The organism is Rhodococcus sp. 320_ES (assembly GCF_059691855.1).
In genome coordinates this window covers 567,385-582,492 of sequence record NZ_JCAWAG010000002.1, presented here as the reverse complement: position 1 = coordinate 582,492, position 15,108 = coordinate 567,385, and the positions used below count along the sequence as shown (strand labels likewise).

General features: G+C 67.8%; 14 protein-coding genes. 8 read left to right on the top strand and 6 right to left on the bottom strand.

What is annotated here, in order from left to right; translation table 11 throughout:
• The first annotated feature begins 1 nt into the window (after nt 1).
• Together AC59JP_RS09450 and AC59JP_RS09445 are read left to right on the top strand one after the other, a co-directional pair.
• The gene (locus AC59JP_RS09450; RefSeq protein ID WP_497325499.1) at nt 2–1,069 is read left to right on the top strand and encodes an acyl-CoA dehydrogenase family protein; all 1,068 of its coding nucleotides are present in this window, start codon (nt 2–4) and stop codon (nt 1,067–1,069) included.
• Complete coding sequence (locus AC59JP_RS09445) at nt 1,054–2,205, top strand: acyl-CoA dehydrogenase family protein (RefSeq protein ID WP_497325498.1); 1,152 nt, start codon at nt 1,054–1,056, stop codon at nt 2,203–2,205. Before AC59JP_RS09450 ends, AC59JP_RS09445 begins: the two co-directional genes overlap by 16 nt.
• 75 nt (nt 2,206–2,280) lie before the next feature.
• On the opposite strand, the gene kstD is transcribed toward AC59JP_RS09445, so the two are convergent.
• A complete protein-coding gene (kstD, locus tag AC59JP_RS09440; RefSeq protein WP_497325497.1) occupies nt 2,281–3,996 on the bottom strand; it encodes a 3-oxosteroid 1-dehydrogenase in 1,716 nt (571 codons plus the stop codon).
• An 89-nt stretch (nt 3,997–4,085) separates the two neighbouring features.
• Between kstD and AC59JP_RS09435 the strand changes: the two genes are divergently transcribed.
• Genes AC59JP_RS09435 through dmpG form a run of 3 tightly spaced genes read left to right on the top strand, consistent with a single transcriptional unit; the run spans nt 4,086 to nt 6,822 of the window.
• Nucleotides 4,086–4,886, top strand: a complete 801-nt coding sequence (locus tag AC59JP_RS09435; protein ID WP_497325496.1) for a 2-keto-4-pentenoate hydratase — start codon at nt 4,086–4,088, stop codon at nt 4,884–4,886.
• A complete protein-coding gene (locus AC59JP_RS09430; RefSeq protein WP_497325495.1) occupies nt 4,883–5,794 on the top strand; it encodes an acetaldehyde dehydrogenase (acetylating) in 912 nt (303 codons plus the stop codon). Before AC59JP_RS09435 ends, AC59JP_RS09430 begins: the two co-directional genes overlap by 4 nt.
• A complete protein-coding gene (gene dmpG / locus AC59JP_RS09425; RefSeq protein WP_497325494.1) occupies nt 5,791–6,822 on the top strand; it encodes a 4-hydroxy-2-oxovalerate aldolase in 1,032 nt (343 codons plus the stop codon). The genes AC59JP_RS09430 and dmpG overlap by 4 nt, the downstream gene beginning before the upstream one ends.
• Here dmpG and AC59JP_RS09420 read toward each other — a convergent pair.
• The 5 genes from AC59JP_RS09420 to AC59JP_RS09400 are packed head-to-tail and all read right to left on the bottom strand — an operon-like array spanning nt 6,819 to nt 12,349.
• Nucleotides 6,819–7,829 (bottom strand): acyl-CoA dehydrogenase family protein, encoded by a 1,011-nt coding sequence (locus AC59JP_RS09420; protein WP_497325493.1) that lies wholly within the window; start codon nt 7,827–7,829, stop codon nt 6,819–6,821. The genes dmpG and AC59JP_RS09420 overlap by 4 nt on opposite strands.
• Nucleotides 7,826–8,803, bottom strand: coding sequence for an acyl-CoA dehydrogenase family protein (locus AC59JP_RS09415; RefSeq protein ID WP_497325492.1), 978 nt, complete (start codon nt 8,801–8,803; stop codon nt 7,826–7,828). Before AC59JP_RS09415 ends, AC59JP_RS09420 begins: the two co-directional genes overlap by 4 nt.
• Complete coding sequence (locus AC59JP_RS09410) at nt 8,800–9,948, bottom strand: acyl-CoA dehydrogenase family protein (RefSeq protein ID WP_497325491.1); 1,149 nt, start codon at nt 9,946–9,948, stop codon at nt 8,800–8,802. The genes AC59JP_RS09415 and AC59JP_RS09410 overlap by 4 nt, the downstream gene beginning before the upstream one ends.
• Entirely contained in the window at nt 9,945–10,781 is an 837-nt protein-coding gene (locus AC59JP_RS09405; protein ID WP_497325490.1) for an enoyl-CoA hydratase, read from the bottom strand. The genes AC59JP_RS09410 and AC59JP_RS09405 overlap by 4 nt, the downstream gene beginning before the upstream one ends.
• Nucleotides 10,778–12,349, bottom strand: coding sequence for a FadD3 family acyl-CoA ligase (locus AC59JP_RS09400; protein ID WP_497325489.1), 1,572 nt, complete (start codon nt 12,347–12,349; stop codon nt 10,778–10,780). Before AC59JP_RS09400 ends, AC59JP_RS09405 begins: the two co-directional genes overlap by 4 nt.
• Before the next feature lie 48 nt (nt 12,350–12,397).
• On the opposite strand from AC59JP_RS09400, the gene AC59JP_RS09395 reads away from it, so the two are divergent.
• Genes AC59JP_RS09395 through AC59JP_RS09385 form a run of 3 tightly spaced genes read left to right on the top strand, consistent with a single transcriptional unit; the run spans nt 12,398 to nt 15,063 of the window.
• Complete coding sequence (locus AC59JP_RS09395; protein WP_497325742.1) at nt 12,398–13,609, top strand: acyl-CoA dehydrogenase family protein; 1,212 nt, start codon at nt 12,398–12,400, stop codon at nt 13,607–13,609.
• Entirely contained in the window at nt 13,606–14,406 is an 801-nt protein-coding gene (locus tag AC59JP_RS09390; RefSeq protein WP_497325488.1) for an SDR family oxidoreductase, read from the top strand. Before AC59JP_RS09395 ends, AC59JP_RS09390 begins: the two co-directional genes overlap by 4 nt.
• A 45-nt stretch (nt 14,407–14,451) precedes the next feature.
• The gene (locus tag AC59JP_RS09385) at nt 14,452–15,063 is read left to right on the top strand and encodes a TetR/AcrR family transcriptional regulator (RefSeq protein ID WP_497325487.1); all 612 of its coding nucleotides are present in this window, start codon (nt 14,452–14,454) and stop codon (nt 15,061–15,063) included.
• Nucleotides 15,064–15,108 lie beyond the last annotated feature (45 nt).

The window sequence follows — 15,108 nt, the reverse complement described above, 5'->3', positions numbered from 1 at the left end:
CGTGGACTTCACCGACACGGAGGATCAAACGACGCTCGCGGCGATGACCGAGAGCGTGCTTGCCAAACTCGGAGCGTCCGACCCATCGGGATTGGACGGGTACGACGAGTCCGTCTGGAAGGCTCTCGTCGACCACGGACTCGTCCGCTCCGCACTTCCGGAGAAATTCGGCGGTGACGGCTTGGGCCTGGCTCCCTACGCGTCCGTGTTGACCGTCCTCGGCCGCCGCGCCGAACGGACACCGTGCCTGGCCACCGTGGCGTGCGGGGTGCTGCCGCTTCTGGCGTACGGGGCGTCGCAGTCGCACGAGGCGGACCTGCGTGCGGTCGGCGACGGTGACATTCTCACCGCCGCCGTCGCCGAGGTCGGTGACGCCGTTCCCGATCGGCCCGGCACCACTCTGGAACGCTCCGGAGACGGAGTCGTGCTGCACGGCAGGAAGATTGCTGTGCCGTACGCCGAGCAGGCGCGGGCCATTCTGGTCACCACGAATGCCGGGGTGGTGGTGGTACCCCGAGACACACCGGGGATGTCCGTCACGGCGGTGCGGTCGTCCACCGGCGCGCCCGAGGCCACGGTCGTCTTCGACGAGGTCCACCTGCCCGCGTCGGCCGTGGTCGGCGACGACTGCACGGTCGTGAACGACCATCTGCGCTGCGCGACTGCGTCTTTCGCGGACGGTCTCGCTGCCGGTGCGCTGCGGCTGACCGCCGACCACCTCGCGGCGCGAGAGCAGTTCGGTCGACCTCTCGGAACCTTCCAGGCGGTGTCCCAGCAGATCGCCGACGCCTACGTGGTGGCCCGCACCGTTCACCTGGTGGCGGTGTCGGCCACCTGGCGGGTCTCGGAAGGTCTGGATGCGCGTGTGGACACGGCGCTCGCCGCGTACTGGGTATCGACGGAGCTGCCGAAGATGATGCAGCAGTGCCACCACCTCCACGGCGGTACCGGCGCTGACGTCACGTACCCGATGCATCGATTCTTTTCCTCGGCCAGAGACATCGCCCGGTACCTGGGCGGCCCGTCCGACACCCTCGAATCCCTCGGAGCGCTATGTACATCGATCTGACCGACGAGCAGCGCGCACTACAGACCGAACTGCGCACCTACTTCCGCACGGTGATGAGTGCGCAGGAGCGTGCGGTGCTGGCCACCGAGCGGCACGGCCCGACCTACCGCCGCGTGATCTCGCGGCTCGGGGCCGACGGGTGGCTCGGCGTCGGCTGGCCCACGGAGTACGGGGGCCGCGGCTTCGGGGAGATCGAACAGCAGATCTTCGTCAACGAGGCTGCGAGAGCGGATGTTCCGCTGCCGGCGGTCACGCTGCAGACCGTGGGTCCCACGTTGCAGACCTACGGTACCGAGGAACAGAAAGCCAAGTTCCTTCCCGCCATCCTGCGCGGTGACGTCCACTTCGCCATCGGCTACACCGAACCCGGTGCGGGCACCGACCTCGCGTCGCTGACCACCCGAGCGGTGCGCGACGGCGACGACTACATCGTCGACGGTCAGAAGATCTACACCACCGGTGGCCACGACGCGGACTACGTGTGGCTCGCGGTGCGCACCGACAAGGACGCTCCCAAGCACAAGGGCATCTCGATGCTCATCGTCGACACCCGCGACCCCGGGTTCTCGTGGACGCCCATCATCACTCCGGACGGTGCGCACCACATCAACACCACCTACTACCAGGGTGTGCGAGTTCCCGCGAGCATGCGCGTCGGCGAGGAGAACGCCGGATGGAGGCTCATCACCACCCAGCTCAACCACGAACGCGTCATGCTCGGGCCGTCGGGCCGAATCGCGGGAATTCATGCGCGCGTGCGGGAATGGGCGGAGAAGGTCGGCGTTGCCGACCGGCCGGACGTCAAGCGGTCACTGGCCGAGATCTGGGCCGTGCACCGCGTGAACGAGTTGCTGAACTGGCAGATCTCCTCGAGCGGCGACGACGCTCTCGGAGTGGCGGATGCGTCGGCCACCAAGGTGTTCGCCACCGAGCGTGTCCAGCGAGTGGGTCGCATCGCCGACGACGTCGTGGGCAGCTACGGAGATCCGTCCGACCCCGAGACCGCGGAGCTGGCGGCGTGGCTCGACGGGCAGAACAAGCGCAATCTGGTCATCACGTTCGGCGGTGGCGTCAACGAGGTCATGCGCGAACTGATCGCCACGGCCGGTCTCGGACAACCGCGCGTTCCACGCTGACCTCCGAAGTTCAAGGGCAACAACGACAATCGGGTGCAGGAACGAAAGTTCCTGCACCCGATCGTTGTCTGTCGATCAGCGATCGACCTCGGCGCGTTGGCGCTCGGCGATGTCGCGGGCCGCGATGTATCCGTAGGTCATGGCGGGTCCGATGGTGGCCCCGGGGCCTGCGTACGTGTGACCCATGACCGGGCTCGAGGCGTTTCCGGCGGCGTAGAGCCCGTCGATGACGGAGTAGTCGTCGCGCAGCGCCCGCCCCTTGGCGTCCGCGCGGATGCCGCCCTTGGTGCCGAGATCGCCGGGCACCATCTTGACCGCGTAGAACGGGCCCTTGCTCAGCGGTGCCAGCGACGGGTTCGGCTTGTTGCGCGGATCGCCGTAGTAGTGGTCGTAGGCGCTGTCACCGCGGTGGAAATCCTCGTCCACTCCGGTTCGTGCGAATTCGTTGAACCTCTCCACCGTGCTTCTCAGAGACTCCGCCGAGACGCCGATCTTTCCCGCGAGTTCCTCCACAGTCGGTGCGATGCTGATGACTCCGGACTCCACCCAGCGGCGCGGGAGCTTCGCACCCGGGTAGACGGCTGCGAACATGTAGCGGTCGCGGTAACGCTGATCGAAGACCAGCCAGCAGGGCATGTTCTCGGCAGGGCCTTCTCCCTGTCCGCGCGGCCCGCCGTACATGGAGTGAACGGCGTCGACGTAGGGCGCGGATTCGTTGAAGAAGCGTGCGCCGCGACCGTTGATCATCAACGAGCCCGGAAGCGAGCGCTCGGCGAGCGCGAACCACGGTCCCCGCGGCAGCGGAATGGACGGACCCCACCACGCGTCGTCCATGTATTCGAGTGCGGCCCCAGCCGATTCGCCGATGCGAATGCCGTCACCGGTGTTGCCCACGGCGCCGACGGTCCACTGGGTCCCGATGGGCTGCCGTTGGTACTTCGTGCGCATGGGCTCGTTGTGCTCGAACCCTCCGCTGGTGATGATCACGCCGTGGCGGGCTCGAAGCGTCCGCGGCCGACCCTCCGATTCGATCTCGACTCCGACGGCGCGGCCCTGCTCCATCACGAGGTCGGTCATGGGAGTGGACAGCAGAAGCGGAACGCCGGCCTGTGCCAGCCCCTCGCGCAGTCCGGCCACCAAAGCCTGTCCGCGTCCGACGAGCTCGCGGCGCAGCGCCTTGCCGACGATCCACCGACCCCCGATGCGCAGGATGCGCAGCGGGCCCTTCGGGTTGACCCGCATCAGGTTGAGCCACTTGTAATCTGCGCTGGTGACCACCACGCCGAGCGGCGCGGACGAGTAGTCGGGTTCCATCGACGCACGGTCGGCGCCCTCGACCGAGGCGTCGAACGGTGCGGCTTCGAGGGACCGTCCGAGTGCCCGACCGCCGGGGGCTTCGGGGTAGTAGTCCGAGTAGCCCTTGATCCACTTCAGGTTCAGCCGGGTCTTGCGCAGAACCAGGTCGATCATGTCGGGACCGTTGTCGAGGAACGCGTCGATCCGGTCGTCCGGGACGCCGTCGTCGACGATGGCCCGGACGTACGTGCGCGCTTCCCCCGGCTCGTCGCGTTGACCTGCCTTGATCAGGGCGCGGTTGCCCGGCACCCAGATCGCCCCACCGGATCGAGCGGTCGACCCGCCGTAGTGGTCCGCTTTCTCGACCACGATGACGCTCAATCCCTCGTTCGCGGCCGTGAGCGCTGCGGTCATGCCGCCCGCTCCACTGCCGACCACGACGACGTCGTACGTGTCGTCCTTCACCGAACTGCCTGAATCCATCGGGGTTGCCATGTAGAACACGTTATAGAAATGGGGGCATCCGGCGCTATAGTGAGCGTCGCTGAACTTTTGTATTCACGACGACGGACCGGGAGTTGACGATGGTGACCACGACCGTTCGCGAGGAAATCGCGCACTCGCTGGCCGTGGCCGAACGGATTCGGCAGCCCATCCCGCCGCTGATCGAGACCTACCCGTCTCTCGACGTGACAGACGCGTACGAGATCGCGCTGCTGGGCATACGGCGCCGCGTCGCCGACGGCGCACGCGTCGTCGGCCACAAGGTCGGTCTGTCCTCACCCGCCATGCAGCAGATGATGGGCGTCAACGAGCCCGACTACGGCCACCTCCTCGACGACATGGAACTCCGCGAGGACGAACCCGTGGACATCGGCCGGTTCTGCCGCCCGCGTATCGAGGTCGAGATCGCGTTCGTGCTGGGGGCCGACCTGCCGGGAGAGGACTGCACCGACGACGACGTCAGGGCGAGCACCGCCGCGGTGTCGGCATCGCTGGAGTTGATCGACAGCCGAATTGCCGACTGGCGCATCGGAATCTGCGACACCATCGCCGACAACGCATCGTCGGCCGGCTTCGTTCTGGGCCGAGACCGGGCGACGTTGTCCGAGGTCGAGCCGAAGGACGTGGAGGCCGTCCTGTCCATCGACGGGACCGTCATGGCGCAGGGCCGCGGAGACGCCGTGCTCGGTGACCCCATCCATGCGGTGTCGTGGCTCGCTCGCACCGTCGCCCGTCACGGTGTCCGTCTCCGTGCCGGCGACATCGTCCTGCCCGGGTCGTGCACCCGGGCCCTCGATATCGCTGCCGGACAGCACGTTCGAGCAGACTTCGGTCCTCTCGGTTCGGTGTCCCTACGTTTCTCCGGAGGTTCGACGTCATGAGCAGTGAACAGAAACTACAGGCTGCGATCGTCGGCAGCGGCAACATCGGAACGGATCTGATGTACAAGTTGCTGCGCTCGGAGGTGATCGAGCCGCGCTGGATGGTCGGAATCGACCCGCAGAGCGAAGGTTTGGCGTTGGCGCGCAAGGCCGGCCTCGAGATCGTCGACACCGGCGTCGACACGCTGCTGGCGTCGAGCGAGCAGCCCGACTTCGTGTTCGAAGCCACCTCGGCGTACATCCACCGCGATGCTGCGCCCCGCTACGCCGCCGCAGGCATCACCGCCATCGACCTCACGCCCGCGGCCGTGGGTCCGGCCGTCGTGCCGGCCGCGAACCTGCACGAGCATCTCGACGCCGAGAACGTCAACATGATCACGTGTGGTGGCCAGGCAACCATCCCGATCGTGCACGCCGTCTCGCGCGTCGTTCCCGTCGAGTACGCGGAGATCGTGGCGTCCGTCGCCTCGAAGTCCGCCGGACCGGGAACACGTGCCAACATCGACGAGTTCACCAAGACCACGCGCCGAGGAGTGGAGACCATCGGCGGCGCCGCGCGGGGCAAGGCGATCATGATTCTCAACCCCGCCGATCCACCGATGATCATGCGCGACACGGTGTTCTGCTCGATACCCGAGGACGCGGATCGCGACGCGATCGCCCAATCCATCCGCGCGGTGGTCGCACAGACCGCGGCGTTCGTTCCCGGCTACCGGCTGCTCGGTGACCCCCAGTTCGACGACCCCTCGGTCGTGTCCGGCGGGCATTCGACGGTGACGGTGTTCCTCGAGGTGGAGGGCGCCGGTGACTATCTACCTCCCTACGCGGGAAATCTCGACATCATGACCGCCGCGGCCACCGCGGTCGGTGACGTCATGGCACGCGCACGATTGGGGACGACGGTATGACCGAGAACGGGACACGCGACATTCGCATCACCGACACCTGCCTGCGCGACGGGTCACACCACAAGCGCCACCAGTTCACCGTCGAGGACGTTCGGTCCATCGTCGCGGCACTGGATGCGGCCGGCGTTCCGGTGATCGAGGTGACGCACGGTGACGGATTGGGCGGATCGTCGTTCAACTACGGCTTCTCGCACACTCCGGAGCTCGATCTGATCTCCGCTGCCGTGGACACCGCGACGTCGGCCCGCATCGCTTTCTTGATGCTTCCCGGTCTCGGCATCAAGGACGACATCATCGCAGCGCACGACCGCGGCGCCGAGATCTGCCGTGTGGCAACGCATTGCACCGAGGCGGATGTGTCGGTGCAGCATTTCGGACTCGCCCGCGAGCGCGGCCTCGAGACGGTGGGGTTCCTCATGATGGCGCACTCGACGCCGCCCGAGGCGCTGGCGAAGCAGGCCCGCATCATGGCAGATGCGGGATGCCAATGCGTGTACGTGGTCGACTCCGCGGGCGCTCTGGTGCTCGAGCAGGTGTCCGACCGGGTGTCGGCTCTGGTCGCCGAGCTCGGGGACGACGCGGCCGTCGGCTTCCACGGTCACGAGAACCTCGGTCTGGGAGTGGCCAACTCGATCGCGGCAATCCGGGCCGGAGCCACGCAGATCGACGGTAGCGCACGACGTTTCGGTGCGGGCGCGGGCAACACGCCCGTCGAAGCGCTCGTCGGTGTCTGCGACAAACTGGGGATCGAGACCGGAGTCGACTTCTACGCCATCGCGGACGCGGCCGAGGACGTCGTCCGTCCCGTGATGCCCACCGAATGCCTGCTCGACCGCTCGTCGCTGATGATGGGGTACGCGGGGGTCTACTCCAGCTTCCTGCGTCACGCCGAGCGTCACGCCGTGCGGTACGGAGTCCCCGCCGCCGAGCTTCTCGTGCGCGCCGGCAAGCGAAAGCTGGTGGGCGGGCAGGAAGATCAGCTCATCGACATCGCTCTCGAACTCGTCCGAGAGCGCGCCGACGCCTAAGCGCTTCGATCCGCCAGCGCGACCGAGACGAGCCGGCTCATCCGGTCGCGGGGCGTACCGAAGAGGTACCGGCTTCCGTGGGCGCGCTTGAAGTACCACGAGACGTCGTGTTCCCAGGTGACGCCGATGCCGCCGTGCATCTGCACCGCCTCGCCCGCCACCGCGGTGAGCGCCTCGGACGCTGCGACGGACGCCGCGGCCACGGCGCCGGCGTCGCAGCCTGTACCGCGGAACGAGGACGACGCGTCGTGGACCAGAGCGCGCGCGGCCTCGACCTCGACGTGGAGATCGGCCATCCGGTGCTTGAGTGCTTGGAAGCTGCCGATGGCGCGGCCGAATTGCACACGCGCCGAGGTGTATTCGATGGTGCGTTCGAGGCAGCGCTTCGCAGCCCCCACCTGCTCCGCGGCGGCGAGCAGGCACGCGATGTTCAGCACTTCCCCGGCCGGGCCGAGATCGACGCCGTCAGCCCCGGACAGTTCGATCGCACCGAGTGACCTCGACGGATCCAGGGATTCGAGCGGCAGGATCGACAGCGACGCCGGGTCGTATTCGACGAGCCGGCCGTCGACCGCGCCGAGAACGATGTCCGCGTCCGCAAGGTCCACCACCGCCGCGGAGTCGACGACGACGGTGCCGGTGGCCCCCTCCGCGAATCGGGGGAGCAACCGCGCACGCGAGGGGTCGTCCCCGCACAGATCGACCGCTGCCGCCGCGATCGCGGTGCCCAGCATCGGCGTCGGCGCCAGGGCGCCGCCGAGTTCTTCGAGCATGATCACGGTGTCGTCGATCCGGCCGCCAGCGCCGCCGAATTCCTCCGGCACGGCCACCGCCGCCCCACCGATCTGTTCCACGAGACGGGTCCACAGCGCGGTGTCGTAGACGGCATCTCCCTTCGAGTCGACCCACGCTGCCGGGGACATCGCATGCTTGCCGACGAGCGCGCGAACGCTCGCCCGGAGCATTGCGCGTTCCTCCGACTCGTACGAACCGTCGGAGCCGATCACGAGGCACGCTCCGTGATCAGGGCATCCGCGATACGTCCGCGATGCCAGCTCACCGTTCCCCACGCCGAGCCCAGTGCCCGTATCCGTGTGAGATAGAGCGACACGTCGTACTCCGCCGTGTATCCCAGGGCGCCGTGCACCTGGAGGGCGCTCCGCGCCGCCCGGTTCGCTGCCGCGGCGCACGCGACGCGGGCGGCCGAGACGTCGCGGGCGGAGGCCGCTGAACCGGTGTCCATCGCCAGGGCCGCGCCCAGAACGAGCGGGTGGGCGAGGTCGAGCGCGATCTTGGTGTCGGCGAGCATGTGCGCCACGGACTGGAACGACCCGATCGGTTTCCCGAACTGCGTACGCAACGTGGCGTATTCGACGGTCGTGTCGAGCAGCCGCAGTCCTGCTCCCAGCAGATACGCGGCGGTGCCCAAGGCTCCGAGGTCGCGTGCGGTGCGCACTTGCGCGGCACTCACGTCGAGGCGCTCGCCCTCCACCACGTCGCAGAGCGTGCGAGCCGGATCGACCGACGGGTGTGACGCAACCACCTCGGCCAGCGCGGCGTGGTCGTCCCCGAGATACAGCACGGTGTCGCACTGCTCCGCGTCCACCGCCCGCGGCATGTGGGAAGGCGACGCGACGGAGGCGAGCGCAGTCCCGGCCGCCAGCGCAGCGGCGCGGTCGCCGGTGCCCAGAAGGCCGGGCGCGACCGCGACGGTGTCGACCAGCGGGCCGGGAACGCAGGCGTAGCCGAGACGCTCCAGCGCCACGACCACGTCCACCGTGTCACCGCCGACCCCTCCGACGGCGGTGTCCACGAGCAACCCGGTCACACCCATCTCGCCCAGCCGCTGGACTAGCTCCATACCGTCGTGGTGCTCCCCCCGAGCCCACGACCGGACCGACGCCGGCATGTCTGCCGACGCGGTCAGCTTGTCGATACTCGCGGCGAACGCACGCCGCTCGTCGCCGATCTCGAATCTCATCGTCCCGCCCTCGGAAGTCCCAATAGCCGCTCGGCGATCACCGATCGTTGTATTTCGTTGGTGCCGGCGTAGATCGGGCCGGACAGCGAGAACAGATAACCGTCGTTCCAGTCGGCTGCGACCTCGGCGTCGAGTCCGAGAATGTCCAGAGCCGTCTCGTGCATCCGGACGTCGAGCTCGGACCAGAACACCTTGGTCACGGACGATTCGGCGCCGACGCTTCCTCCGGCCTGCAGACGCGTGACGGTGCCGTAGGTGTGCAGTTGGTAGGCGCGGGCGGCGATCCAGGAATCGACCACGGCTGCCTCGAAACGCGGATCACGTTGCTGTGCCCACAGATCGACCAGCTTCGCGGCGGTGCCGAGGAAGCGGCCGGGACTGCGCAGCGACATACCGCGCTCGCTCCCGGTGGTACTCATGGCCACCTTCCACCCCTGGCCTGGTTCTCCGAGAACGTCGTGGTCGGGGACGAACACGTCGTCGAAATACACCTCGGCGAAGCCCGCTTCACCGTCGAGCTGCGCGATCGGCCGGACGGTGACGCCGTCGGCTTTCAACGAGAACATCAGGTAGGTCAGCCCTGCGTGACGTGAGGCGTTCTTGTCACTGCGGAAAAGGCCGAATCCCATGTCGGCGAACGATGCCCGCGAACTCCACGTCTTCTGTCCGTTGAGCAGCCAGCCGCCGTCGGTGCGGGTGGCCGTCGATGTGATTCCGGCCAGATCGCTGCCGGCTCCCGGCTCGGACCACGCCTGCGCCCAGATCTGCTCGGCCGAGGCCATTTTGGGCAGGATGCGCTCACGTTGTTCGTCGGTGCCGAAGGAGAACAGGGTGGGGGCCAGAAGAAAGATTCCGTTCTGGCTGACCCGACCCGGAGCGCCCGACGCGTAGTACTCCTCTTCGAAGATCAGCCATTGTTCGAGCGTCGCGTCCCGGCCTCCGAACTCGGGCGGCCACGACACGACGGCCCAGCGGTCGTCGAACAGAGTGCGTTCCCACTCGCGGTGTGCGGCGAATCCCTCCTCGGTGTCCATCGAGGACAGGGGAGTGCTGGGAACGCGGTCGGCGAGGTACGCCCGTACCTCGGCGCGAAATGCCTCGGTGGCCTCGTCGACGGCGAGGGTGGTTTCTTCGGACACCGTCATGTGGCACTGCCTTTCATCGATCGAGCGTCCATGCCGCCCAACGAGTCCGACTGGACCTCGGCGTTGTGCGAGTGCGCGAAATGGTGCAGGCCGAAGACGGAATCCATCCCGGCGCGCATCCCCATCTGGTCCTCGCACTGGTTGACTGCCTTCTTGGCGAGGGCGAGGCCCATGCGCGGCATCGTGGCCACGGACTCGGCGAGTTCGGTCGTCGCCGCCGTCAGCTCGTCGCGGGGCACGACGCGGTTGATCATTCCCCATTCGTAGGCCTCGGCGGCGCTGAAACGGCGGCCGGTGAACAAGGCCTCCTTGGCTCGGCGGGGCCCCAGCGCCCACGGGTGCGCGAAGTACTCGACGCCGGGAATTCCCATGCGTACGACGGGATCCGAGAAGAACGCGTCGTCGCTCGCGACGATCATGTCGCACACCCAGGCCAGCATCATGCCGCCCGCGATGCAGGCGCCGTGCACCATCGCGATGGTGGGTTTGGGAATCTCGCGCCACCGCCGACACATGCCGAGGTAGACCTCGATCTCGCGAGCGAAGCGCTGGTCTCCGCCGGCGCGGCCGACGTGGTCCCACCACAGCGAGGCCTTGTTCTCGAAGTGCGTGTCGACGTCTCGACCGGGAGTGCCGATGTCGTGCCCGGCGGAGAAGTGCCGACCTTCCCCGCACAGGACGATCACCGACACCTCGTCGTCGTCGACCGCCCGGACGAAGGCCGCGTCCAACGCATACGTCATGGCGGAGTTCTGGGCGTTTCGGAAGTCCGGGCGGTTCATCGTCACGAAGGCGATGGACCCCTCGACTCGGTAGGTCACGGTGTCGTTCACGACAGCTCCCTGCGCAGTGTGGTCTTCAGGATTTTTCCGGAGGCATTTCGGGGTAGAGCCGACGAGAACACGACGGAGCGTGGCACTTTGAAGTTGGCCAAGGCGCCGCGGCAGTGGTCGATGATCGACGCCTCGGTGAGCGGCTCCACGTCGGGATCGAGCACGACGCACGCAGCTCCCACCTCGCCGAGGCGAGCGTCGGGAATCCCGACGACGGCGCACTCGCGCACTGCGCTCAGAGTCAGGATGCGTTGTTCCACCTCGGCGGGGTAGACGTTGAAGCCGCCGCAGATGTACATGTCCTTGAGGCGGTCGGTGATCCGGAGGTTGCCGCGCTCGTCGAGTGAGCCGATGTCGCCGGTGTGCAGCCATCCGTCCGCGTCGAGCGTGGCCGCGGTCGCGGCATCGTCGTCGAGGTAGCCCCGCATCACGCCGGATCCGCGAACCAGGATTTCCCCGCTGTCGTCTATGGCGACCTCGTAGTCCGCCATCGCGCGTCCGGACGTGGTGGACACCGTCAGGACGTCGTCGCCGGAGCGGCACATGGTGGCGAAACCGCCACTCTCGGTGAGACCGTAGGCCGTCAGAACCGTGCCGAACGACAGCGTGGTTCGCATGTCCTCGATCAGCGGCACCGGAACCGTCGCGGCGCCGGTGACCGCGATGCGCAGCGACTCGAGCGAGTGGGAATCGCGGTCGGGATGATCGAGAAGGGATCGGTAGATCGTCGGCGGGCCGGGCAGCACCGTGATGCGATGCTCGTCGATGGCGGACAGTACGGCGCCGGCGTCGAAGACCTTGTGCGGGTAAATCGTTGCCCCGGTCGCAAGGCAGGCGAGGATGCCCGCCTTGTATCCGAAGGAGTGGAAGAACGGATTCACCACGAGGTAGTTGTCGGCGTGGGTGAGTTCCGCGCACTCGGCCCAGGCCGCGGACGAGGCGAGGGACTGTGCGTGCGTGCACGGCACGGCCTTGCTGCGACCGGTGGTGCCCGAGGTGAAGAGGATGTCGGCCACCGACTCGGGAGTCACAGCCGCGGCGCGCTCGCGAGCGTCGGTCAGACGAGAGTCGAGTGCCGGGTCGTCGAGCGCCTCCCATCCCGACACCCTCGGGCCGGTGCTGTCTTCGTTCGGGCCTGTCGAGTCGCCCGGCTCCACCGGAACACGCACGACAGCACGGAGATCGGGGAGAGAACCCACCTCGAGAGTGGCCAGTCGGTCGGTGCCGAGGAAGGGGCCCGCGACGATCAGCACGCGTGCGCGGATCCGGGCGAGGACGTCCTGCGCTTCTGGCCCGGTGTAGCGGGTGTTGATCGGAACGACCGCGGCGCCCGCGTGGTGGGCGGCGAGCGCACCGACGATCCAGTGCCAGGTGTTCGGCGTCCAGAGCGCCACCGAGTCTCCTGGTTCCACGCCGAGGGCTGCGAGCCCCGCCGCTGCTCGCAGCACGCGCCCGGACAGGTCCGACCAGGACAGGACGGTTGCACCGTCGTTCACCGCGTCGGCGTCCGGGTGCGCGTGCGTGATGCGGGCGAGCGCTGCGGGAACCGTGTCGCCGGGGGCTGTCATCGTCCTCCTTTACAAAGCAAGTGCTTGGTAGGTTATCCTACTCGTGTGCTGACCCGCCAGAGAACGCCCGACGTGCTCTCCGACGACTCTGCGTCCGACGACGACTTCGCCGCCGCGGTTCGAAAGTGGTTGCACGACAATCTGTCCGGAGAGTTTGCAGACCTGCGCGGGCGTGGCGGACCGGGCCGGGAGCACGAGGCGTTCGAGGAGCGCCGGGCGTGGGACCGGCACATGGCGGCAGCCGGCTGGACCTGCCTGGGCTGGCCGCGCGAGTTCGGTGGCGCCGGCCTCTCGCTTCGACGCCAGGTGATCTTTCACGAGGAATACGCGCGCGCGAACGCTCCCGCTCGGGTCGGGCACATCGGCGAGGAGCTGCTCGGTCCCACCCTCATCGCATTCGGCACGCCCGCGCAGCGGGAACGGTTCCTCCCCGCGATCCTCTCGTCCGATGTGCTGTGGTGCCAGGGGTACTCGGAACCGGGTGCCGGCTCGGATCTGGCCTCGGTCTCGACGTCGGGTCGGTCGCAGGAGTCCGGGTGGACGATCAACGGTCAGAAGATCTGGACCTCGCTCGCGCATCTGTCGGACTGGTGCTTCGTCCTGGTGCGGTCGGAACCCGGCTCGGTGCGCCATCGCGGGCTGTCCTTCCTCCTGGTTCCGCTGAAGGACCCCGACACGGGAGCGCCGAGCCCCGGCATCGACATCCGACCCATCCGGCACATGACCGGAACGTCGGAATTCAACGAGGTCTTCTTCGACGATGCTGTCACCGATGCGGACCTCGTGGTCGGCGAACCGGGATCCGGATGGTCGGTGGCCATGGGACTGCTCGAACTCGAACGCGGCGTGTCCACACTGGGTCAGCAGGTGGGTTTCGCGCGTGAGCTGGACGGCATCATCGCCCTCGCCCGAGCGAACGGATCGATCGACGATCCGGTGATGGCAGAACGGCTTTCGCGAGCGTGGCTCGGACTTCGCACACTGCGGGCGTTCGCGCTCGCGTCCTTCGGGGGCGACGTCGGTCCCGGCGCCCCCAACGTCTCGAAGTTGCTGTGGGGCAGGTGGCACCGCGGACTCGGCGAATTGGCGATGGACGTCCTCGGCTCCTCGTCGGTCGCGGTAGAGGGCGGCGAGTTGGACGAATGGCAACGGCTGTTCCTGTTCTCCCGCGCCGACACCATCTACGGCGGCTCGGACGAAGTGCAGCGCAACATCATCTCCGAGCGCGCGCTCGGTCTACCTCGAGAGGCTCGTCCATGACGATGCACGCCCCGTTCGCCCAGGCGCCGGACGAGATCACCGGACACGGTCTGCTCACGGGTCGCCGCGTGGTCGTCACCGCCGCGGCCGGAACCGGAATCGGTTCGGCGACAGCGCGTCGCGCCCTGCTCGAGGGCGCCGACGTGGTGGTGTCCGACTGGCACGAGCGGCGACTGTCGGCAACGCGCGACGAGCTTCGAGCGATGGGCGCCGGCCGGGTGGAGTCGGTGGTCTGCGACGTCACCGACACCGAGCAGGTCGACGCTCTGATCGCGCGGTCGGTCGAGTTGCTGGGCGGGATCGACGTGCTGGTCAACAACGCCGGGCTGGGTGGTGAAGTGGCGGTGGTCGACATGACCGATGCCGAGTTCGCCCGTGTCGTCGACGTGACCCTCACCGGCACCTTTCGGTGCACGCGAGCAATGTTGGCCCACATTCGCGACGCCGGCCACCCTGCCGCCATCGTCAACAACGCGAGCGTTCTGGGCTGGCGAGCCCAACACGGCCAAGCGCACTACGCGGCGGCGAAGGCGGGCGTGATGGCCCTGACGCGTTGCACCGCGATCGAGGCGGCGCCGCTGGGTGTCCGGATCAACGCCGTCGCGCCCAGCATCGCCCGGCACGCGTTCCTGGCCAAGGTGACGTCGGAGGAGTTGCTGAACGATCTGGCGGCCGGCGAAGCGTTCGGCCGTGCGGCCGAGCCCTGGGAGGTCGCGACCACCATCGCCTTCCTCGCCAGCGACTACGCGAGTTACATGACCGGCGAGGTCGTGTCGGTGTCCAGTCAGCGGGCGTGAGTAGATTGGGTCGGCGACTGCACAGCTCGAGGGAAGGACCTCATCGTGACTTCCACGTCGCCGTCCCGCGGACGCCGCTCGGGCAACCGCCGATCGGAACTGCTGGAGCTGGCCGCGACGCTGTTCGCGGAGAACGGTCTCAAGTCGACCACCGTGCGCGACATCGCGGATGCGGCCGGAATTCTGTCGGGCAGCCTCTACCACCACTTCGATACCAAGGAAGCGATGGTCGACGAGATCCTCACGGGGTTCCTCGACGAACTGTTCGGGTCCTACGAAGAGATCGTGGCGTCCGACACCGATGCCCGTCAGCGCCTCGAAGCGTTGATCGCGGTCTCGTTCGATGCCATTCACCGGCATCATTCCGCCGTCGCCATCTACCAGGCCGAGGCGTCGAAACTTGCTGTGCACGAGCGCTTCGCGTACATCGGCCGACGCAACGCCGAGTTCCGCAGACTGTGGATGGACGTGCTGGCCGACGGTGTCGCCACCGGCATGTTCCGCAGCGACCTCGACGTCGAGCTCGTGTTCCGCTTTCTGCGCGACACGGTCTGGGTGGCGGTGCGGTGGTACCGCCCCGGCGGCGCTCTGACCGCGGAGGACATCGCTCGCCAGTATCTCGCCGTGGTTCTGCACGGCATAACAACCGACACCTGAGACGAGACTCCTCGTCGACACGCACCCACACGGGGGACATTCACC

Bases quoted from the DNA above. Each gene is read 5' to 3' on its own strand.
- AC59JP_RS09445 (WP_497325498.1), top strand. From the start codon at position 1,054: ATGTACATCGATCTGACCGACGAGCAGCGCGCACTACAGACCGAACTG.
- kstD (WP_497325497.1), bottom strand. From the start codon at position 3,996: ATGGCAACCCCGATGGATTCAGGCAGTTCGGTGAAGGACGACACGTAC.
- AC59JP_RS09435 (WP_497325496.1), top strand. From the start codon at position 4,086: ATGGTGACCACGACCGTTCGCGAGGAAATCGCGCACTCGCTGGCCGTG.
- AC59JP_RS09430 (WP_497325495.1), top strand. From the start codon at position 4,883: ATGAGCAGTGAACAGAAACTACAGGCTGCGATCGTCGGCAGCGGCAAC.
- dmpG (WP_497325494.1), top strand. From the start codon at position 5,791: ATGACCGAGAACGGGACACGCGACATTCGCATCACCGACACCTGCCTG.
- AC59JP_RS09415 (WP_497325492.1), bottom strand. From the start codon at position 8,803: ATGAGATTCGAGATCGGCGACGAGCGGCGTGCGTTCGCCGCGAGTATC.
- AC59JP_RS09410 (WP_497325491.1), bottom strand. From the start codon at position 9,948: ATGACGGTGTCCGAAGAAACCACCCTCGCCGTCGACGAGGCCACCGAG.
- AC59JP_RS09400 (WP_497325489.1), bottom strand. From the start codon at position 12,349: ATGACAGCCCCCGGCGACACGGTTCCCGCAGCGCTCGCCCGCATCACG.
- AC59JP_RS09390 (WP_497325488.1), top strand. From the start codon at position 13,606: ATGACGATGCACGCCCCGTTCGCCCAGGCGCCGGACGAGATCACCGGA.